Here is a 20238-nt window from a genome sequence, read left to right on the forward strand (position 1 = left end):
TATTAAATTTTAATCTCACTTGATCATTCAGGCAGACTTGAATAATTTAAGTCGCATGAAAACTCTATTTGTTCAATTCTTCACGGATACTTGCCACCGAACGACGCAAGAGCCAATCCGTATCGTTCGAATCACCTACCACAAAGGTATGCTCCCCGAATTTTTCAAAACCGAATTTAGCATAAAATTTCTGAGCTTTGTAGTTATGTTCCCACACACCGAGCCAAACATAATCACAGTCTGTTTGGGTCGCTAATTGCAGAGCCTTTTCAAAGAGAAGTTTACCAAGGCCGAGTCCTTGGTAATCAGCCAATACGTAAATACGCTGTACTTCAAAACCATGTGGCAATTCCTGCTCAGTTTGCGCACGGCCTACATTAACTTTCAAAAAACCGACCGGCTGGCCGTCTACTACGGCAAAAAAGTGTTGTGATTCGGAATCAGTTAGCTCCGCTTGTAACGTTGCTTCCGCCAACGAGGTATTAAAATAGGTGTCGAACTCTTCGTCAGTGTACTCATCCCTAAATGTTTCTGAAAATGTTCTCATCGATAAGTCGCGCAATGTTTTCACATCGTCCGCCCCAATCGGTAAAACATCGATATTCATAGTATCTCCCCCTCCTTTTTCAGGTGTAATATATCCGCTTTATTATAAAACATTCTCACCCTATTTTCAAACGGTCTGACAATAAAACATTGCAAGCATGCGCCGCCTGTGCTATAATCACGTTAGAAAATTCAGGGGAGCTTATGAACGTAGGCTGAGAGGAAGTCATCAAACTTCGACCCTTATACCTGTACGGATAATGCCGTCGTAGGAAGATGTTATAGCGACTTTCTCACGGAGGCACCGTATTGGTGCCTCTGTTTTTTTATGCTGTCTGTCAAAACAGACCGGCTGGCGGGGGAGCGCCCGACAGCTGTCATTACAGCGAAGGGAAGCCGTGTTCCGGCGTGAGAGGAGACCAGTAAGTCTCGACCGCTACAGGAGTTTGTAATGAACGAATCTACCAGTAATGTAAAAAAAGTAACCATGGCCGGTATTTTAGTGGCCGTAGCCGTAGTAGGCAGCACCTTTTCCTTTCCCGTTGGCATCAGTAAATGTGCCCCCGTACAACATATGATTAACATTCTTTGCGCCGTATTATTGGGTCGCTATTACGGGGTGGGCGTAGCTTTTTGCGCCAGCACTTTGCGTCTCGTTACGGGCCTTGGCAGTGTACTCGCCTTTCCGGGCAGTATGTGGGGTGCCCTCTTGGCCGGCATTGTCTATAATCGTACCGGCAATCTATTCTTAACGCTCTTAGCCGAAGTATTTGGTACCGGCATTCTTGGCGGTCTTTCTGCCTACCCGCTGGCCATTATCGTTTTGGGTAAATCGGCCGGTCAAATTGCGTTTTATACCTATGTGGTTCCTTTTTTGATTTCTACCATAGGTGGCTCCCTATTGGCAGGGATTTTGCTCTATACATTACGCAGCACCGGAGCCTTAGCGCAATTAAAACAGCATCAGTAGGCCTAATCTATAGACCGTGCCTAAGCCCTTGTTGACGCCTCAGCATAGCTGAAAGCGCCGATTGTCGGTTGGCCGCCTATGGTCCCTTGATGCCGGAGAAAGGGTATTCTATGAGTACAGCTACTTCTGAAACGAAATTATTATCTCACGGTCTTTTATGGTTTGGCGCCGCCTTATCCATTGCCGAAATTTTTACAGGCACGTTATTCGCACCACTCGGCTTTGAGCAAGGCGTCATTGCCATTTTGCTGGGCCATATTATCGGCGGTTTTCTATTTTTCTTAGCCGGTCTCATCGGTGCCAACACGCGCCGCAGTGCCATGGAAACCGTTCGTATCGGCTTTGGCCGTCAAGGAGCGTCCGGCTTTGCCTTGGCCAACGTACTGCAATTAATCGGTTGGACTACCGTCATGATTATTACCGGCGCCGCCGCTACCAATGCGATTTTACCTTGGGGTACTGCCGTTTGGTCCCTCGTAATCGGCGTTCTCATCATTCTTTGGCTCGTCCTCGGTTACAGTAATCTTACCCGTTTAAACCTCGTAGCCGTAGCACTCTTATTCTGCCTTACCATTTGGCTCAGTTTCATTATTTTTGATCCGTCCTCAGCCGTGGCCGGTGCTTTACAGTTAACGGAAGACCAAGGTCTTTCCTTCGGTGCCGCCGTTGAACTGGCCGCTGCCATGCCGTTATCGTGGTTACCGCTCGTGTCTGACTATACACGTACAGCCAAACGCCCCGTAGCAGCCACGGTAGTGAGTACCTTAACATATACCATTGTCAGCATTTGGATGTATATTATCGGTCTCGGATCCGCTATTTATGCCGGCGAAACAGACATTGCCGCCGTTATGTTAAAAACGGGGCTCGGCCTCTGGCCTTTATTAATCATTATCTTTGCCACCGTAACGACAACGTATCTCGATGCGTTTTCCGCCGGTGTCAGCTTTGTCAGCATTTTTCCGAAATTGTCTGAAAAAACAACGGCTATCAGCCTCACGGTACTCGGCATTGTATTAGCCATTTTAGTACCTATGACAGAATATGAGAACTTCTTGTTCCTCATCGGTTCGGTTTTCACGCCCATGATCGCGATTCTCTTTACCCAATACTTTCTCCTTAAGCAGGATGCATCTGGGCGTAAATTTTACCTTCCCAACCTGATTCTTTGGTTAGTCGGGTTTGTCTTATACAGAAATGTGATGACCTATGAAACACCTTTGGGAACCACATTCCCGGTTATGATTGTCATTGCAGTTCTGACATACATCGTCGGCCGTTTTACCGGTAAAATTCAAGATTAATAAAAAAGAGCTTTGAGTCACGACTGATTCAGAGCTCTTTTTCATTCTTATTTCCGGCAAACCATATTTATAATAGCCTAAATTTATATTTCGGGGCACAAATTTACTTTACACTGGCTTAAATAATAGTACATTTTACTAAAATATCGAATTTCTATAATTAGTTTCAAAAAAATCGATATTTTATATATACACTGCTCTCGTTCTATGCTATACTGAATTTGCAATAATAAGTCGGTATTAACTATCATAAATCATAATGACCGACAACTATAAGTAAACAGCCAAAGTGGCTGTGTATAAGTTTTTAGACAGGGGCGTATATCCATGAACGATTTTTTAAGAGGTTTTAAAGATTTTGCATTGCGCGGCAATGTAATTGACTTGGCAGTCGGTGTTGTTATCGGCGCTGCTTTCGGTAAGATTGTATCTTCCTTAGTTAGCGACATCATCATGCCACCGATCGGTTTACTTTTAGGCGGTATCGATTTCTCCGATTTCTTCATCAGCTTGAACGGCCAGCAGGCAGCTACTTTGGCTGAAGCTAAAGCAGCCGGTATTCCGGTTATCGCTTACGGTAGCTTCTTGAATGCGGTAGTTCAATTCCTCATCGTAGCATTTGCGATTTACTTAGTAATCAAACAAATCAACAATCTATATCCTAAAAAAGAAGCACCGGTTAAACCAATGCGTACTTGCCCATTCTGTAAACAGGACGTAGACGAAGAAGCAACGCGTTGTCCGCATTGTACTTCTGAATTGACACCGGAAGTTAAAGCCAGCTAATTGGCCATCCAAAAAAATCCCACATTATCGAAGAGCTTGCCTCGTAATGGACAAAGAGAGCGACGGACTTAACAGTTCGTCGCTCTCGCTCGTTTTAAATATTAATAATTATTTTTCACCTTCACTAATGCTGTCCATTAATTTAATGTACTCGTCCTTAGTGAATACAGGTTTGTAATTATCCTGCACTTTCTTAGCCCCTTCACCGTCGCCATATAGCAAGTCAACAATGGTCATGGCCAAAGCTTGCGCAGTTTTGGTATAGGCTACTTCAGGAATGGAAATCTTGTAATTGGCACCGTGAAGAACGCCTTCAATACAGCCAACCCACGGATGAATAACCGGTATAATATGCGCTACATCGCCCATATCCGTACTACCGGCCATGTGTTCGCCTTGAATTACATTAGCCTCGCCAAATAATGGAATGGAATTTTCTTTTAAAAACTCATTCATAATGGCATCATTACGCATCGGCAAATAGCCCGGTAAATCGTTGATTTCGCAAGTTGCACCCACTGCATCGGCACCGGCCTTGAGAGCGCGATTAACGCGTTTATTAGCCGCTATCATGGCCTCTACATTGGCCGCCCGCACATAGCTTTCCATAGCCACATAATCAGGCACTACATTTACTAAGCTGCCGCCACTGTTAATAATCGGATGGAACCGCACATAGTCGCTTTCTTTGAAGGTATCACGAATGGCATTGACTCCCATAACCCCCATCATAGCGGCTTGCAATGCATTGACACCTTCGTGAGGGGCGCCGGCTGCATGAGCCGCTTTACCGTGATAATTAATCAACTTACCGATAAAGCCATTCGATGTAGAGCCCAAGCCCATTTCACCGCCTTCGGTGTGCGCTGTTTCCACATGCATTTGCATAGCCATATCAATATCGTCAAAAGCGCCTTCATAGATAAGCTGCTGCTTGCCGCCTAAATACTTAATTTTGCCTTCTTCGCGCAATTTATTGCGATAGTCAATTTCTACATATTCTTCAGCCGGTACGGCAAAAATAACAACTTCACCGTTTAACTCCGGCAAAACACCTTCGGCCTGCAAACCGATGGCCACGGCCAACATATTGGCAATCTGTACATTATGGCCGCAACAATGAGCCGCACCGGTCACTTCATCGGCGCGCGGATGTTTAGGGCAAATGATGGCATCCAATTCACCAATCATGGCAACGCGATAAGCATCGCTTTTACCTTTTAAACGGCCCTTCACCCCGGTCAAAGCATGGCCGGTCGTAAACGGAATATTTAACTCTGTAAACAACTGCTGTACAAAGGCCGTTGTTTTATTTTCTTTATAGCCCAATTCAGGAGCTGCCATAATAGTTTCGGCAATTTCCATTAATCTTGGCATCGCCTTCTCAATGGCTGCACAGACTCGTTCTTTTACTTCTATTTTAGTTAATCCACTCATGTTAAATTACGCCCTCCCAATATAAAACTACTTGTGCTACTAAAGCGGCACAAACGAAGGTCCCTGCCGCAACGGCTAAGGCAACCGGAACAATACGCCACGACAATTGTTTAAAAGCGCCTAAATCCTTGCCCAAGGACAAACCGGCATACGCCAATACCGGTGTTGTTGTGGCTAAGAAGGTAACCTGAGCCGCTTGTTTGGTAATCCAGTCACTACCCGGTACGCCCGGAATCGATAAAATAACGCCTAAAATAGAAACCCAGAATACCATCGGTAATTTTTTAAATCCCGGCAAATACGAAAGCACGGCACCGGCAAAAGCGATACCGGCCAATACAAAACAGCCTACCAAACTCGGTCCGAAGGCATGCTTACCGTCTAAAATATTACCGGCCGCTGTAATCACAGCCGCTATAATAACAACTACCAAGAATTGAATTATTTTTTCCTGTAAGGTCATAGTTTTTTCCGTACTCATTAGCGCACCTCCTCAGAATCATGACGTAATACACGGGCACAGAAGCCGTATAAGCGTTCCATAATCGGCAACGATACAAATAAACTGAAGTATACGCCCACAACACTGGTTAATAAGTTGGCAGCCCCTGCCATGGCCATAATTTCACGTTCAAATTCAGGATGTACTGCCACGATGGATCCGGTGGCAGCCGCCATCATACTGGCACTACCGATACCGGCACCCATAGCGAGGGCTATCGGATGGAACCAGCCTAGTTGAGCAATCATGCCGGCCAATACGGAAATCCACATAGCACCAAATAAAGTACCGCAAATGTACATGCCCATAACGCCGCGACCTTCCGGTGAATGGAATCCGTAGCGGTCAATAATAATCGCCACATTGGCTTCACGGTCAATGGAGTAACAAGCCCCTACCGCTTCACGACGCATACCCACTAAGAGGGCGATTGGCAAACCGAGAACAATGGTTCCGAAGAAGTGACCCAACTCTTGTAAAATCAAAGCCCAACCGGAATTCATTATGATATGCAAATTAGGCCCGATGCCAAGACCAATCTTGGTCATCAAAATCATAATTGAAATATTCAGATAATCAGTAGCTGCTACCATTTGCTCTTCCGTAACAATCTTAAGTTTAGGAATTGAAATAACAAGACCGATTACCAAAGAATATAACAGTGGCAAAAATACAACAATGCCGAATTTTTGGATGCCTATCCCCTCCGCCACCAACGTAATCAGCAAACACAGCAGATGAATCTTCCAGTTTTTTAATAATCCCATAACCTTGTCCTCCAGAAGAAAACAAAAATACATATAAAAACCACACACACCAATTATACGCTATAAATCATATTTTGACTTATATTATTTTGTAATGGTACTTGATAAATTTGTAATAGTTCTTGATAAGTCTAAAAATAAAAACAGGTAATAATGCACGCATTATTACCTGTTTTAACTATTTATTTATTTTTTAAATATATAATTATCAATTTTACAATTCTCCCTTATGTTTTCTATGACAATCGGGATTTTATAAAATTCTTATTAATAATTTAAAATAAGCCCGTACGTTTACCGTAATGCTTAGAGTCGCCGTTTTGTTTCCAGCCAACCATATCACCGATGGACATAACGCGGCGAGTCAAGCAATCCTTACATTTATCGGCATTATCGTCTACGCAAGGTTTGTTATCGTAGAGTAAGTACTTGGCACGGTGTTCCGGAATCGTAATAATCGGCATCAAAATATTGGCGCCGGCCGCAAGACCTTTTTCACGTCCCAATTTATCGAGGGCCTGTAGGGCTGTGGTAGCCGCGATATTAACGTCTTTTAAGAATAAGCGGGTCAACGCAATCATCTTGAGCCCCAGCTGAATACGACGTTTTTTACCCGCTTCATCATCAATCCCCATGGCCAATGCTTCTTGACCGAGTGGGGTGTCATGATGTACCACATATGGTCCCATACCGATCATGTCGATATCCATATCACGGTAGAAGAGAATATCATTCACCAAATCTTCTTCCGTCTGATGAGGAAGACCGATCATAACCCCGGTGCCCACCTGGAAGCCCACTTTGCGAAGACTCTTTAAACAGTTAACGCGCGTTTCAAAAGAATGGAGTTCATCATTCGGGTGGATTTTCTTATATAATTCCGGATTACTTGTTTCAATACGAAGCAAGTAACGACTGGCACCCGCTTCCACCATGCGGCGATAACTTTCTTCAGTCTGCTCACCGACACACATGGTAATCCCCAAGGAGCCGTCGCCGATAGATTTAATTTCACGAATTAAGTCTACTACATAGTCCACGAAGGCCGCATCACTGCGCTCGCCAGACTGCAAGGTAATGGAGCCGTACTCATGGTCATAGGCCCACTGCGCCATTTTAATAATATCTTCGCGCTTCATATCAAAGCGTTCCGTTTTATCGTTCTCACGACGAATGCCGCAATATTCGCAGTTTTTCACACAGCGATTGGAGAATTCAATCAAACCGCGATAATACGCCATCTTATCTACATATTTAGCCTTAACTTCATAGGCCTTTTTATAAATAGCCTGCAAATCATCTTCGTCGGTGACGCTCATCAAAAAGCGCAACTCATCGACGGTCAACGTGTCATTGCCGACCAAATCTTTCTTAAGTATATCTTGTACTGTCATTTTTTGAACTGTCATATTCCTCCATTTATTCCGAACGACGATAGGCCCCCATCAGTGAATCCGCTGGCTTCACCGTCTTCATTGCGAACGACGATAGGCCACGGTAAGCGGCTCTGTCAGCGTAGCCGGCAGGTCCGTATCTTTTACAAAACCATCCAATTCAGCGGGCAAATCGGTCCATTCGGTTAATTCATGAGCAATCATATAATGGGCGAGGCGGCCGCGCATCTGTTTTGACGAGGTGCTGAGCTGCTTCCACACGCCCTGTTTTAATTCTAAAAACTCAACCGTCACTATATGCGGATGAGTCACTAATTTTGAATATTCCTTGGATGCCAAGTTCAAGAGCCAATCTTCCTTTTGAAAATAGGCCGTTACCTTGCCGGTCCAGCAATCATAAAGTGATTTGGCGTCTTTAAGGAGATCTTCAGCTACCGGCTCGGTTATCACGTTTTTGGCAAAAATCCGGTCTACCAAATCGAGCCGATAATCGGTAACCGGACTCTGCGGCGTTACTACGCCATACAAAGCGGATAAAATACATACATGGTCATTACCGAAGGCCTGTGCTTTTTCAGACAAATCCTGCCAAGCCAAATTTTTAAAGGCAAGGCCCGAATAGCTGAGTGCGGCAGCCCCTTCCGGCGCCGTTTCATAGTTTTGATAAAACTCGACCAAGTCAGCCGCCATATCTTCCTTAACTTTAAGAGCCTTCATGATGGCCTCCGCCGATAAAGTTTGCATATGGGCCACAATGGCTTCGGTTAAGGCTTTAGCAAAAACCGGTGCTGTAGCCTTGCCCTGCAAGGTTTTCGTTTTACTAGGAGACAGGAGTATTTTCATGCTTACTCATACCTGCCTCTTCATGCATAGCTTCGTCTTCGGCTACTAACTGCGCCTGCAAGTCTTTACTCCAAATCATCATTGGCAAGCCTACAACATACTTGGCTTTCATTTCCTTACACATATGAATTGCTTCATTCAAATATGGCGAACCTTCATCAATACCGTCAGTCAAAATCACAACATGGCGATTTTTTAAATCCATGCCGGAATATACCATATGTTCACCATTGTAGAAAATCTCTTCAATGAATAATTTATCGTGCATAAACTCGTCCATGCGGTGCAATATAATACGATCTAACAAGGCATTAGCCGGCGTCGAAACTGGTTCCGTAGTAGCCAGGCCTTCCGGCTGCAAACGAATAAATACAGTCTTTTGGTTATGACCTTTGCGGTACTCCAAAAGAGCCTGTTCCAAAGCGCCGTAGAACAAGAATTGTTCTGCCGGATCTAAGGTATCACTCAAAAACATATCTATAACGGAGCCTGATTCGGCCGTTTTCAACTGTGCTGACAACTGAACCGCTACATCTTCTACAACTTCTTCATAATCGGAATGTTTAACTTCTGCCATTACGCGATCCTCCTACATCAATACACTAAATCGAAACAGTCAAGCTTCTTTCTAATTCTAACCATATAATTATAGCATTTTTACCTAAAATATTCTATATCCCCCATGGACAATACCATATAATATGTTTTTCATTATATTTCGTCAAAAATCAAAAGGACTTCCGCAGAATTTGCGAAAGTCCTTAGTATAACCAATATTGACTGTTACATTGACGCGTCATGCATACACGCGGTCAATCTGCAGTAAACGATTAGGCTTCAAATATAAACGATTACGCTTCAAATAAGAGATAAATATTCATCCCCGTCACCACAAGCCCGATAAGCCACAACATAACCGCCGTAGACGGTTTGTTTTTGTATACCCCCATAACCTTGGCCGAACCGGTCAAGTAGAGCTGCAAGAAAATGGTAAACGGCAATTGCAAACTGAGGAACATTTGTGAAACGAGGAGTGCTTTAAACGAGTCTTGAATGAATAAAATGAGCACGAGCGCCGGAATATAAGTAAGTGCGAGCCCGATGCGACTGTGCAAATCCTTCATATCATAGGATTCACCAAACATCCCCGCAAAAATACTGGCTCCCGCCATACCGGCCGTAGCCGACGAAGCAAGCCCCGCAAAGAGTAAGGCGATGGCAAAAATAACCCCTGCCGACGGCCCGATTAAAGGTACCAACAATTCCTGAGCCTGTTCTAACTCTTCTACCATTACGCCTTGCGCAAAGAACGTAGCGGCCGCCAGAATAATCATGGCGGAATTGATGGCCCAGCCAATCCCCATGGAAAGAATAGTATCCAAGAACTCATAACGCAAGCGTTTCTTCATAATTTCCGGATCTTTTTTATTGAACTCACGGCTCTGAATAATTTCCGAATGAAGAAATAAATTATGAGGCATAATAACGGCCCCTAAAATACTCAAGATAACGAGCATCGATTCATTCGGCAATGTCGGATTCACCCAACCGAGTCCTGATGCAGCCCAATCTACATCAACCATGGAAAGCTCTGCCAAATAGGCTAACGCAATGAGCGATACAAAGCCGGCAATAACTTTTTCAAGCTTACTGTACGAATTTGTCAACAGCATGACGGTACACACAATGGCCGTCAAAATAGATCCGATAAAAAGGGGAATGCCGAACAGCATTTTTAAAGCTATGGCCGCCCCGATAAACTCGGCTAGTGCCGTAGCCGCAGCTGCCAACCCTGCCGTACTCAACAAAGTACGGGACAACCAACGGGGCAATGTCTCATAGGCACATTCCGACAAACAACGACCGGTTACAATGCCCAAATGGGCCACATTATGTTGCAACAAGATGAGCATAATCGTTGAAAGGGTAACAACCCATAACAAACTGTAACCGAATTGGGCTCCGGCCGCTAAGTTGGCAGCCCAGTTCCCCGGGTCGATAAAGCCGACCGTTACTATAATCCCCGGTCCAATGTATCGGAAAACTTCCGAAACTCCCTGTTTGTGGACCGTATTTAGTTTTTCTTTAATACGTGACAACATACCCTTCACCATTTCCTATCTTTTATAATCCAACGACACCGATTCACATACACTCATAATTACGGCTTGGATTTCAGCAAGGGTCCCCTTCCTGTCACAGTCCAAACACTATTGTGCGGCAGATGCACTTTCAGCAGCACTATTTGGATTTACCGGTTTAGCATCGGCATTGGCTCCGCCATCGTTAGCCGCATCAGCTTGAGCGGCTCCCTGAACTACCGGACCGGGCTGAGCCTGCGCGCCTGTCTCTTTATTGCCGGATTTGCCTTGATCCCGGGCAGCTTCTTTGTCTGCTTTAGCCTGTGCTTTCGCGGCTGCTTTATCAGCTTTAGCCTTGGCCTTAGCCGCTTCTTTATCGGCTTTAGCCTGAGCCTTAGCGGCCGCTTTATCCTGTTTAGCCTGTTCTGCTTTTTCTTCCGCTTCTATGCGTGCACGATTTTCCTGAAATTTTTCACGCGATTTAGCTGCTTCTTCATCAGCCTGAGCAATCGCCTGTTTGCCTACTTTATCATACAAAGCATCCGGCGCTGCCACACCGCTGCTCGAAATGACCACACCTACACGAGCCCTGGCATCACTGCGGCCGCGATTGTCAAAACGAAGGCGCACGTCGCCACCAGTTTGCACCTTGCTGCTGTCCACTTCAAAATGCTTCATTTTTTCCGCAATTTCTTCACGGGTTAATGCCGGCTGTTGTCCTTGCGAAATAGCATCTTCGCCGCGTTTACCTTCGCGAATTTCCTGATCCCGGTTATATTGCATCAAATCCTCACGGAATTCACTGTACAAGCGAATGGCAATATTTTTATCCGTATCATTCATTGTCTCACGACGTTCCACAATATCAGCCACCAGTGGTGTCAATTCATAACGCGTATATACTTGAGTTCCCAAATTTAAACCTTTAGTATCAGTAAGTGCCCCATGCTTTTCGAGCGTCATTAACGCCTGATACGCCCAATCCGACGGTTTCACATCGGCCAGGCGATTATCAGCCTGACTGATACCTACAGTACAAACGGTACATAAACCGGCTACTAATAAAGCTTTTTTCCAATTCATGGTCAATCTCCTTATTTTCTTAAATTCATCAATATTATACCATGTTTTTACGAACTTTGCTATCATTGAAAGTCATTATCAAAATTAATTAAAGTTATTCGCCGCTTTCCAAAAACTTCGCCTGTTTCAAGCAAACATAGCCCTAACTTTTTCAAAAAATCCTCTCATTTCAAGCAAATATGGTCCTAACAGCACTATACAAAATTCATTTCGGAATTTCATGAAAAAACGGCTTTTTACCCAACATACTAGTGTTTAAGTAAAAAGCCGTTTTTATCTATTCAACTGTTGTCCCTTACAATTTTTCAGTTTATTCGGCGCTCACAACCGCCGTTTTCATAGATCTTACGTATTCCCCTAATGCTTCATCAGCCGCATCACCATGGGCTTCAATGATTTTTACAATAGCCGAACCTACGATAGCCCCGTCCGAAACGGCCGCCATTGCTTTCGCCTGTTCCGGTTCGGCAATACCGAAACCGATAGCTACCGGCACGTCGGTATATTTTTTAATCGTTTGCACTAAGCCTGCGATATCGGTAGTAATTTCCTTGCGCACGCCCGTCACCCCTAAGGAAGATACGCAGTAAACAAAACCTTTTGCATCAGATGCAATGCGTTCGATACGCTGTTCTGAAGTTGGAGCGATTAAGGAAATCACGGTAACCCCCGCCGCAGCCGCCACATCTTCAATTTCACCTTTTTCTTCGTAAGGCATGTCCGGTACGATGATGCCGCGAATGTTAAGCGCTTGGCAGCGGGCAAAGAATTTTTCCGCGCCATATACATAAACCGGGTTCAAATAGGTCATGAACACCAACGGAATCGTAACGGTCTCACGGACTTTTTGAACCATGGCAAAAATGGCATCCGTAAGAGCTCCGCTTTTTAGCGCTCTTTGGGAGGCGCGCTGAATGACTTCCCCTTCGGCTACCGGATCGGAGAAGGGAATGCCGATTTCCACTAAATCGGCGCCCGCATCAGCCATAACCTTAATATAACGGGCCGTGGCTTCCAAATTAGGGTCGCCGGCAGTCAAAAATCCGATAAATGCTTTACCCTTGGCAAAAGCTTGTTCTATTGCATAACTGTCTTGTTGTACCTTATTCATTGATGTCATACCCCCTGTATCGCGCCATAGCCGCTACATCCTTATCACCGCGACCGGAAATACAAATAATAATCGATTCATCACGACCCATTGTCGGTGCCACCTTCATAGCATGAGCTACGGCATGGGCACTTTCAATAGCCGGAATAATGCCTTCGGTGCGCGATAAATATTCAAAGGCCGTTACCGCTTCTTCATCGGTAATCGGAACGTAAGTAGCTCGACCCGTATCGTGTAAGTACGAATGTTCCGGTCCGATACCCGGATAATCAAGACCGGCCGAGATAGAGTATACCGGTGCAATTTGGCCGTATTCGTTTTGCACGAAATAGGAACGCATGCCGTGGAAAATCCCCGGTGTTCCTTTTGCCAACGTAGCCGCATGTTCTTTCGTTTCGATGCCGAGGCCCGCCGCTTCACAACCTACCAACTGAACCCCTTCATCCGGAATAAAATGGTAGAACATGCCGATAGCATTGCTGCCACCACCGACACAGGCGAGCACCATGCTTGGCAACTTGCCTTCAGCGTCCAAAATTTGTTCCCGCGCTTCTTTACTGATAATGCTTTGGAAATCACGCACAATCATGGGGAACGGATGCGGACCTACGGCTGACCCCATGGCATAATAGGTATCATCCACCCGGCGAGTCCATTCACGAAGCGTTTCACTGACTGCGTCTTTTAAGGTCATAGTCCCTGACGTTACGGGATGTACCTTCGCGCCTAATAATTCCATGCGATACACATTAAGGGCCTGACGTTCCATGTCTTCTTTACCCATGAAAATCTCGCATTCCATGCCGAGAAGTGCCGCTGCCGTAGCGGCCGCAACACCATGTTGACCGGCGCCGGTCTCAGCAATGATACGTTTTTTACCCATTCGTTTGGCCAACAAAACCTGTCCCAATACATTGTTAATCTTATGGGAGCCGGTATGATTTAAATCTTCACGTTTCAAATAAATTTTGGCGCCGCCCAAATCTTCCGACATATGCTTGGCATAGTACAAAATCGACGGACGGCCCGTGTAATTCACCTGTAGTTCTTCCAATTCGGCCACGAAATCGGGGTCATTTTTATATTTCTCATACGCTGCTTCTACTTCAAGGACAGCGTTCATCAAAATCTCCGGAATATATTGCCCGCCATGCTCACCATAGCGGCCCTTGCGTTGTACTTCACTCACAAAACTCACCTCTCCAATCTTTCTCTTTTATTGTTTTACTATTTTCAAAAAGTCTTCTACTTTTCGTTCATCTTTAACGCCGTCAGTCTCTACACCACTGCTCACATCAACACCATAAGGTTTGGCAATGCACATCGCTCGAGCTACATTGGTAATATTTAAACCGCCGGCCAACATAAAGGGCTTCGTAAAATCTCTTAAAAGCGACCAGTCAAAGCTTTGACCGGATCCGCCCCGTTCGCCCTTTACAAACGTATCAAATAGAATCAAATCGGCTGAACTGTCACGCCATCGCGCTACATCGGCGGCTGATTTCACCGGAACGGCTTTCCAAATGGCCGCCTTCGTCAATTGACGTAACGCCGCAATATCTTCTTCCGTTTCATCGCCGCAAAGCTGAATCACATCAAGGGGCACGGCTATGGCCAGCTTCGCCATAACTTCTAATGACTCGTTAACAAAGATACCTGCTTTTTTTACTGTCGGCACCAAATGGGCCGCCAAGGTTTTAGCCTCAATACAAGTCACCTGCCGTTTGCTGGGAGCAAATACGAAACCTATATACTCCGGTCTTAATTCATGGGGCAACGCATTGATTAAGGCAATATCTTCCGGCCGTTTCAAGCCGCATATTTTTGCTTTCACCGGTGGTACTTTGCCGTAGAGTTCGGCAATCGCTTTTCCCTTATCGGCCACTCTCATAAAACGCTCCCCGATAAGGGCGGCGCCGATACCGTTTTCACGGAGGGCTTCTATATCAGAGGCCGTATTAAGACCGCTTTCCGATACAAATATAACCGAATCAGGCACCAGCTTTCTAAGCTTCAAACTGTGATTAATATCTACCGTAAAATCACGCAAATCGCGATTATTTACGCCGATAACCCGTGCCCCTATATTAAGAGCTTTAGCTATTTCTTCTTCCGAATGGGCCTCAACCAAACAGGCCAAGCCTAAACTGTTTGCCAATCCATGAAAATTCTTTAATTCTTCTTCCGATAGAATCGCACAAATCAATAAAATGGCGGAGGCACCGATTACTTTGGCCTCATATATCTGATAGCTGTCGATGGTAAAATCTTTGCGCAGCACCGGAATCTGTACTGCCTTGGCAATCTCTGTGAGGTATGTATCGGCCCCTTGGAAAAACTCCGATTCCGTCAATACCGATATAGCGGCGGCACCGGCCTTTTCATAATCCTCGGCAATCGCCAAATAAGGGAAATCTTCCGCAATAACGCCTTTCGATGGCGAGGCTTTTTTCACCTCGCAGATAAAATTCATCGAGCCCGCCCGCAGCGCTTTTTCAAAAGCAAAGGGGAATTGTCCGCCCTGTTTTGCCAGTTCGGCTCGTGCTATAACCTCTGCTTTGGCCTTGATCAGCTCCAAAGGCACACTTTCTTTTAACTTGGCCACCCGCGCTTTAGTGGCTGCTACAATCGTATCAAGAATCATTAAGCCACCTCATTGGTAGCGGCGATTAAATCTTCCAGCACCGCCAGGGCCTTGCCTTCATCGATAAGCCGCGCAGCCTTAGCAATACCTTCAGCTAACGTAGTATCTTCTTCTGCCAAATGGAAACTCATGCCTGCATTAAGAAGAACCGCATTACGACGGGAGCCGTTTTCACCATTCAATACGGAGCGGGTAATTTCCGCATTAACCGGCCCGTCACCGCCTACGAGTTCAGCCGGTTTGGCATAGGCAAGGCCGAATTCAGCAGGATCCAGCACATAGCTGGTTAACTTGCCATCATTAATTTCGCAAACATAGGTCTTATCACAAGCGGTAATTTCATCGAGACCGTCAAAACCGTGAACTACGGCGCCTCGTTTAACCCCCAGATTAGCTAATACCTGAGCCATCGGTTCCACTAATTCCTTCGCATATACGCCCATGAGCTGCATGGTCGCACCGGCGGGATTCGTCAAAGGTCCGAGCACATTAAACACGGTGCGAATTCCTAAAGCCTTGCGCACCGGCATGGCGTATTTCATGGAGCTATGATAGAGTGGGGCAAACATAAAGCACATGCCCACTTTATTAAGCACATCCTGATTGGCCGGTCCCGGTACATTTAAATTAACCCCTAAGGCTTCCAAGCAATCAGCGGCGCCACATTTACTGGATACACTGCGATTCCCGTACTTAGCGACCGGAATACCGCCGGCAGCGATTACAAAGCCTGCGGTGGTGGAAATATTAAACGTATTCGCCTTATCACCACCGGTACCGACGATTTCAAATACATCCTTAGCGTGCTTTACGGGCATGGCTTTTTCACGCATGCCTTGAGCGAAACCGGTAATCTCATCGATGGTTTCCCCCTTAAGGCGAAGTGCCCCCAACAAAGCACCGATTTGAGCCTCATTGGCTTCACCGTTCATAATCTCACGCATGGCTCCCAAAGCCATATCGTAAGTCAAATCCTTACCGTCTACCACTGTTTCAATCGCCGTTTTAATTATCATGATTAGCTCCTCTCGGGCCTTGCCCTCTCTTATTTGTCAATACTCTCAGTTCTCAATATTTCATCGTAATTTACTTATACACTCATGTTCAAAAAGTTCTTTAAAATCTCAATGCCATGGGGTGTTAAAATCGATTCCGGATGGAATTGAACGCCGTATAGCGGTCCTGATTTATGTTCCATGGCCATGATTTCGCCGTCCGCCGTTTCCGCTGTAACCACCAGCTCTTCCGGTAAGCTTGCTCTATCTACCGCCAAAGAATGATAGCGCGCCGCTTCGAAGTGCTTTGGCAGACCTTCAAACAACTTGGAGTCTTTAATTATATTAACCTCACTGGACTTGCCGTGCATTACCGTTTTGGCAAAACCTACGGTACCGCCAAAGCTTTCCGCCAAGGCCTGATGACCGAGGCAAACACCTAAGAGCGGAATTTTACCGGCCACGGCCGGAATCAATGTTTCGTAAATGCCCGCTTCATTCGGTCGACCCGGTCCCGGCGATAATACGATGTGACTCGGGTTCAGTTCAAGCACTTCCGGTACCGTTAATTCATCGCTGCGAACCACTTTAATATCCGAATTCAAGGTTCCGATAAATTGATATAAATTAAAGGAAAAACTGTCATAATGATCAATCAACAATATCATAACCGGTCACCTCTACCCCTTTCTTAATGGCTTCGATTATAGCCTGCGCCTTGTTGCGCGTTTCTTCATATTCATTGGCCGGTACACTGTCCCGTACGATACCGGCGCCGGAACGAACCGCTACATAACCGCCTCTGGCCACCGCCATGCGAATGCCAATACAAGTGTCCATATTGCCGGCAAAATCTAAATATCCGATAGCCCCCGCATACACGCCGCGCGGTGCTTTCTCAAGTGTTTGCAAAATCTCTACGGCCCGAATCTTCGGTGCCCCCGATAAGGTGCCGGCCGGTAAGGTAGCACTTAATGCATCCAATGCATCCTTATCTTTTTGAAGTGTTCCCGATACGGCGGAACAAATATGCATCACATGAGAGAATCGTTGAATTTCTCTAAGCGCTGTTACCTTCACACTACCGAATTCACAAACACGACCTAAATCATTACGGCCTAAATCGACCAACATATTATGTTCGGCCAATTCCTTTTCGTCATTTCTCAACCGCTCTTCATACGCCATATCTTCCGCTTTATTCTTACCTCGCGGCATCGTTCCGGCGATTGGGAAGGTTTCCACCTGACCATCACGAACCTTCACCAAAGTTTCCGGTGAGGCTCCGGTCAATTCCATATGCGGGCTGCTGAGATAAAACATATACGGCGATGGATTTGTAGTACGCAAGATACGATAAGCATTGAGTAAACTGCCTTTAAACCGTGCGCGACGTCCGATGGATAACACGCCTTGGAAAATATCCCCTTTTCTAATATGCTCCTGTAAGGTTTCAATCTTTGCCATGAATTCTTCTTTGGTAAACTCGTCTTCAAATTCCGTTAAGAGGTTACCGGCCGGTTCATTCACTTCTTCCCCTGTCGCCACCAATTTGGCTAAACTTTCCAGCTCCAATTGAGCCTTGTTATAATTCGTTTCCAACTCATCGGTGCGAATATTGGTAATTAAAATAATCTTTTTCTTATAATGATCAAACACAATAACTTTATCAAACAACAAAAGGTCCACATCGTTGAAGATTGGTATATCGTAAGGACCGGTGGACATCAACTTCATCCGTTGTGCTTGAAAACCGTGATCCAAATGCGGTTCTTGGTAAGTCATGTATTCATAGCCGAAGTAACCTACAAGACCACCTGTAAAGGTGGGCAAAAAATCGAATTGCGGACTACGGTATTCTTTCATTACCCGGCGAATTTCTTCATTCGGCTTGGTCGTCCGATAGGTTTGCGTCGTAGCGCCCTTAATCGTCATCGTGCCGGCCTTACAGGTGATTTCAAGGAGAGGATTATAACCCAGGAATGAATAGCGCCCCCAGTTCTCTTTGTTATCCGCACTTTCCAATAAAAAGGCAGTTTTGCTTACACGTTTTAACGCTTTAAGCACACTCACTACAGTTCGCGTATCCGAAAAGATTTCTTTGTATACGGGCACAATCGGATAATCTGCAGCGTATTTTTTTAATGTTTCCAATGGTAACTGATTCATAATGGCAGCTCCTTTTTCTCAATCATTTGGGCCAACGCTTATAACATTTAATACTTTCCATGCCAAGCTTTTTATGCTAACTCTCTTTTGGTAACAAAAAAGTCCTTGGCAAATATATGCCAAGGACGGGTAATTATACTCGCGGTACCACCTTGTTTGACGTTCTACATACAATAAAACGCCCCCTCATTCGCAGGGTACTAACATACCCCTCATTGCTAACGCCAATGTCGCGTCGCTGTATACTAAAGCTATTAACATAACTCTTTCCCAGCGCCCTCAACGGTCCATTTAATAAGCTGCGTTCTGTGAAAATCTCAGCTAACTCCACTCTCTGTAAGTGCACGTCTTATTTTTATCTCCGTCTCAACGGTTTATAGGTTCGCTATAAAGTTATATACGAGCCACCACCCCGGCGGCCGTTAAAATCAAATGTCTCTCACTCCATATTGCCCGGCAATCCCTATGCCGAACAAATCCTTCTCTCTGCTCCCTCAAGCTACCTTCGTGTTATCTCGTGATGTACAATTTTTATCAGTTTGTTCTTTTAACAAGAAACTCTGTCCACTTAGGTTGTATTTATAATATACACAATGACGTCAAATGTCAAGATTTTTTTTGTAAGGTTTTCATAAAATTTAAAACTAAGCTTTACCAATACCTTAATAACAAGCATTAATTGGGATTTAAAGCGTCATATATTTTTTTGAATTCTCACATCACAATCAATCTTGGTGGTATAATATACATATAGTGTATTTATTTTAGGATCCTTATATTTCGCAGTTTATTTTGGAGGGAAGTCCCATGGCCAACACCGACACCACAATTAATGCAGTTACCAATCCTGAACCGAATTACACAGCTATTAACATAGAAACAACCATTAAAAATCTGACACGCAATAACTTTGTTGTGCATTATTTTGAGACCGGCGCCGAAGCCACGGCTTACTTAAAAGAACGCATTCAAAATAAACGGGTTGGCTTGGGCGACTCCCGCACCTTACAAGCCCTTAAAGTCTATGAAGCCTTAGAGCCTACCAATAAGGAAATAACGGATATTCACCGCCCCTTAGAAGGGGAAAATTTCCGTCAGACAGCCCTTCGTACTATGCAGCGTGATGTTTTCCTTACGTCCGTAAATGCCTTGGCTCAAACAGGAGAACTCGTTAATATCGACGGCACCGGCAATCGCGTAGCCTGCTCCCTATTCGGTTCCGAAGAAGTATTCTTCGTCCTCGGCGTAAATAAGATTACCCCCGATTTGGCATCCGCCATTTATCGAGCTCGTAATGTAGCGGCACCTCGTAATGTTGTAAAAAACAAAAAACTCTCCAAGACTCCATGTGCCATTAAACAGGATCATTGTTATGATTGCGCCTCTCCGGATCGAATCTGCAACGCCCTTACCATTTACTACAAGAAAATGCGCAATATGGACATTATGGAGGTCATCATTGTCAACGAAGAACTTGGTTTCTAATAACTTGGCCGCTAAAACCAACACGCTTCGTCCTATAAGCCTGACTTGGCTTCTAATAACCAAACGAAAGCCCCACCCGTTGCCGGGTGGGGCTTTCTTCATAGGCACAAGCTATCAATCA

General features: G+C 45.2%; 19 protein-coding genes and 1 riboswitch. Of the genes, 4 read left to right on the forward strand and 15 right to left on the reverse strand.

Going from position 1 to position 20238, the window contains the following annotated elements; genetic code table 11:
• Positions 1 to 64: 64 nt before the first annotated feature.
• Positions 65 to 607, reverse strand: coding sequence for a GNAT family N-acetyltransferase (locus CCC71_RS00745; RefSeq protein WP_021842316.1), 543 nt, complete (start codon positions 605 to 607; stop codon positions 65 to 67).
• 123 nt (positions 608 to 730) lie between these two features.
• A riboswitch (TPP riboswitch) is annotated at positions 731 to 838 on the forward strand.
• A 159-nt stretch (positions 839 to 997) separates the two neighbouring features.
• Between CCC71_RS00745 and thiW the strand changes: the two genes are divergently transcribed.
• From thiW to mscL, 3 genes are all read left to right on the forward strand, one after another.
• On the forward strand, positions 998 to 1516 hold the full coding sequence (gene thiW / locus CCC71_RS00750) for an energy coupling factor transporter S component ThiW (RefSeq protein WP_021842317.1): 519 nt from the start codon (positions 998 to 1000) through the stop codon (positions 1514 to 1516).
• 110 nt (positions 1517 to 1626) lie between these two features.
• Positions 1627 to 2820 carry a putative hydroxymethylpyrimidine transporter CytX gene (gene cytX, locus CCC71_RS00755; RefSeq protein WP_021842318.1) on the forward strand — a complete coding sequence of 398 codons (1194 nt, stop codon included), beginning with the start codon at positions 1627 to 1629 and terminating at the stop codon, positions 2818 to 2820.
• A 327-nt stretch (positions 2821 to 3147) separates the two neighbouring features.
• Positions 3148 to 3606: a large-conductance mechanosensitive channel protein MscL gene (gene mscL, locus CCC71_RS00760; protein WP_021842319.1), complete on the forward strand. Its 459-nt coding sequence runs from the start codon at positions 3148 to 3150 to the stop codon at positions 3604 to 3606.
• A gap of 108 nt (positions 3607 to 3714) precedes the next feature.
• Here mscL and CCC71_RS00765 read toward each other — a convergent pair whose 3' ends face one another.
• The 14 genes from CCC71_RS00765 to CCC71_RS00830 form a co-directional block, all read right to left on the reverse strand.
• Positions 3715 to 5043 carry an amidohydrolase gene (locus tag CCC71_RS00765; RefSeq protein WP_021842320.1) on the reverse strand — a complete coding sequence of 443 codons (1329 nt, stop codon included), beginning with the start codon at positions 5041 to 5043 and terminating at the stop codon, positions 3715 to 3717.
• Position 5044: 1 nt separating this feature from the next.
• A complete protein-coding gene (locus tag CCC71_RS00770) occupies positions 5045 to 5524 on the reverse strand; it encodes a hypothetical protein (RefSeq protein ID WP_021842321.1) in 480 nt (159 codons plus the stop codon).
• Positions 5524 to 6312 (reverse strand): DUF3100 domain-containing protein, encoded by a 789-nt coding sequence (locus tag CCC71_RS00775; RefSeq protein ID WP_021842322.1) that lies wholly within the window; start codon positions 6310 to 6312, stop codon positions 5524 to 5526. Before CCC71_RS00775 ends, CCC71_RS00770 begins: the two co-directional genes overlap by 1 nt.
• A gap of 275 nt (positions 6313 to 6587) precedes the next feature.
• Positions 6588 to 7706 carry a [FeFe] hydrogenase H-cluster radical SAM maturase HydE gene (gene hydE / locus CCC71_RS00780; RefSeq protein ID WP_156704679.1) on the reverse strand — a complete coding sequence of 373 codons (1119 nt, stop codon included), beginning with the start codon at positions 7704 to 7706 and terminating at the stop codon, positions 6588 to 6590.
• Between the two features lie 78 nt (positions 7707 to 7784).
• Positions 7785 to 8549, reverse strand: coding sequence for a YaaA family protein (locus CCC71_RS00785; protein WP_021842324.1), 765 nt, complete (start codon positions 8547 to 8549; stop codon positions 7785 to 7787).
• Positions 8527 to 9126, reverse strand: coding sequence for a hypothetical protein (locus CCC71_RS00790; RefSeq protein ID WP_021842325.1), 600 nt, complete (start codon positions 9124 to 9126; stop codon positions 8527 to 8529). Before CCC71_RS00790 ends, CCC71_RS00785 begins: the two co-directional genes overlap by 23 nt.
• 274 nt (positions 9127 to 9400) lie before the next feature.
• Positions 9401 to 10651 (reverse strand): Nramp family divalent metal transporter, encoded by a 1251-nt coding sequence (locus CCC71_RS00795; RefSeq protein ID WP_021842134.1) that lies wholly within the window; start codon positions 10649 to 10651, stop codon positions 9401 to 9403.
• Between the two features lie 108 nt (positions 10652 to 10759).
• Positions 10760 to 11713 carry a hypothetical protein gene (locus tag CCC71_RS00800; protein WP_021842133.1) on the reverse strand — a complete coding sequence of 318 codons (954 nt, stop codon included), beginning with the start codon at positions 11711 to 11713 and terminating at the stop codon, positions 10760 to 10762.
• Positions 11714 to 12023: 310 nt separating this feature from the next.
• Positions 12024 to 12824: a tryptophan synthase subunit alpha gene (gene trpA, locus CCC71_RS00805; RefSeq protein WP_021842132.1), complete on the reverse strand. Its 801-nt coding sequence runs from the start codon at positions 12822 to 12824 to the stop codon at positions 12024 to 12026.
• A complete protein-coding gene (gene trpB / locus CCC71_RS00810; RefSeq protein ID WP_295269080.1) occupies positions 12817 to 14013 on the reverse strand; it encodes a tryptophan synthase subunit beta in 1197 nt (398 codons plus the stop codon). The genes trpA and trpB overlap by 8 nt, the downstream gene beginning before the upstream one ends.
• A 27-nt stretch (positions 14014 to 14040) precedes the next feature.
• Positions 14041 to 15468 (reverse strand): bifunctional indole-3-glycerol-phosphate synthase TrpC/phosphoribosylanthranilate isomerase TrpF, encoded by a 1428-nt coding sequence (gene trpCF / locus CCC71_RS00815; protein ID WP_021842130.1) that lies wholly within the window; start codon positions 15466 to 15468, stop codon positions 14041 to 14043.
• On the reverse strand, positions 15468 to 16481 hold the full coding sequence (trpD, locus tag CCC71_RS00820) for an anthranilate phosphoribosyltransferase (RefSeq protein WP_295243606.1): 1014 nt from the start codon (positions 16479 to 16481) through the stop codon (positions 15468 to 15470). Before trpD ends, trpCF begins: the two co-directional genes overlap by 1 nt.
• Before the next feature lie 77 nt (positions 16482 to 16558).
• Complete coding sequence (locus CCC71_RS00825) at positions 16559 to 17131, reverse strand: anthranilate synthase component II (protein ID WP_021842128.1); 573 nt, start codon at positions 17129 to 17131, stop codon at positions 16559 to 16561.
• Positions 17115 to 18632 carry an anthranilate synthase component I family protein gene (locus CCC71_RS00830; RefSeq protein WP_021842127.1) on the reverse strand — a complete coding sequence of 506 codons (1518 nt, stop codon included), beginning with the start codon at positions 18630 to 18632 and terminating at the stop codon, positions 17115 to 17117. The genes CCC71_RS00825 and CCC71_RS00830 overlap by 17 nt, the downstream gene beginning before the upstream one ends.
• 807 nt (positions 18633 to 19439) lie before the next feature.
• On the opposite strand from CCC71_RS00830, the gene CCC71_RS00835 reads away from it, so the two are divergent.
• Positions 19440 to 20117 carry a lactate utilization protein gene (locus CCC71_RS00835; RefSeq protein WP_021842282.1) on the forward strand — a complete coding sequence of 226 codons (678 nt, stop codon included), beginning with the start codon at positions 19440 to 19442 and terminating at the stop codon, positions 20115 to 20117.
• Positions 20118 to 20238 lie beyond the last annotated feature (121 nt).

Source organism: Veillonella sp. LMAG:90, assembly GCF_008679445.1.
Taxonomy (GTDB): Bacteria; Bacillota; Negativicutes; order Veillonellales; family Veillonellaceae; genus Veillonella_A.

Excerpts from the sequence above, each read along its gene's own strand:
- CCC71_RS00790 (WP_021842325.1), bottom strand. The coding sequence starts at position 9,126 with ATGGCAGAAGTTAAACATTCCGATTATGAAGAAGTTGTAGAAGATGTA.
- hydE (WP_156704679.1), bottom strand. The coding sequence starts at position 7,706 with ATGACAGTACAAGATATACTTAAGAAAGATTTGGTCGGCAATGACACG.
- CCC71_RS00825 (WP_021842128.1), bottom strand. The coding sequence starts at position 17,131 with ATGATATTGTTGATTGATCATTATGACAGTTTTTCCTTTAATTTATAT.
- CCC71_RS00770 (WP_021842321.1), bottom strand. The coding sequence starts at position 5,524 with ATGAGTACGGAAAAAACTATGACCTTACAGGAAAAAATAATTCAATTC.
- CCC71_RS00745 (WP_021842316.1), bottom strand. The coding sequence starts at position 607 with ATGAATATCGATGTTTTACCGATTGGGGCGGACGATGTGAAAACATTG.
- trpCF (WP_021842130.1), bottom strand. The coding sequence starts at position 15,468 with ATGATTCTTGATACGATTGTAGCAGCCACTAAAGCGCGGGTGGCCAAG.
- CCC71_RS00830 (WP_021842127.1), bottom strand. The coding sequence starts at position 18,632 with ATGAATCAGTTACCATTGGAAACATTAAAAAAATACGCTGCAGATTAT.
- CCC71_RS00785 (WP_021842324.1), bottom strand. The coding sequence starts at position 8,549 with ATGAAAATACTCCTGTCTCCTAGTAAAACGAAAACCTTGCAGGGCAAG.
- CCC71_RS00835 (WP_021842282.1), top strand. The coding sequence starts at position 19,440 with ATGGCCAACACCGACACCACAATTAATGCAGTTACCAATCCTGAACCG.
- CCC71_RS00795 (WP_021842134.1), bottom strand. The coding sequence starts at position 10,651 with ATGTTGTCACGTATTAAAGAAAAACTAAATACGGTCCACAAACAGGGA.
- thiW (WP_021842317.1), top strand. The coding sequence starts at position 998 with ATGAACGAATCTACCAGTAATGTAAAAAAAGTAACCATGGCCGGTATT.
- CCC71_RS00765 (WP_021842320.1), bottom strand. The coding sequence starts at position 5,043 with ATGAGTGGATTAACTAAAATAGAAGTAAAAGAACGAGTCTGTGCAGCC.
- CCC71_RS00775 (WP_021842322.1), bottom strand. The coding sequence starts at position 6,312 with ATGGGATTATTAAAAAACTGGAAGATTCATCTGCTGTGTTTGCTGATT.
- CCC71_RS00800 (WP_021842133.1), bottom strand. The coding sequence starts at position 11,713 with ATGAATTGGAAAAAAGCTTTATTAGTAGCCGGTTTATGTACCGTTTGT.
- cytX (WP_021842318.1), top strand. The coding sequence starts at position 1,627 with ATGAGTACAGCTACTTCTGAAACGAAATTATTATCTCACGGTCTTTTA.
- mscL (WP_021842319.1), top strand. The coding sequence starts at position 3,148 with ATGAACGATTTTTTAAGAGGTTTTAAAGATTTTGCATTGCGCGGCAAT.
- trpA (WP_021842132.1), bottom strand. The coding sequence starts at position 12,824 with ATGAATAAGGTACAACAAGACAGTTATGCAATAGAACAAGCTTTTGCC.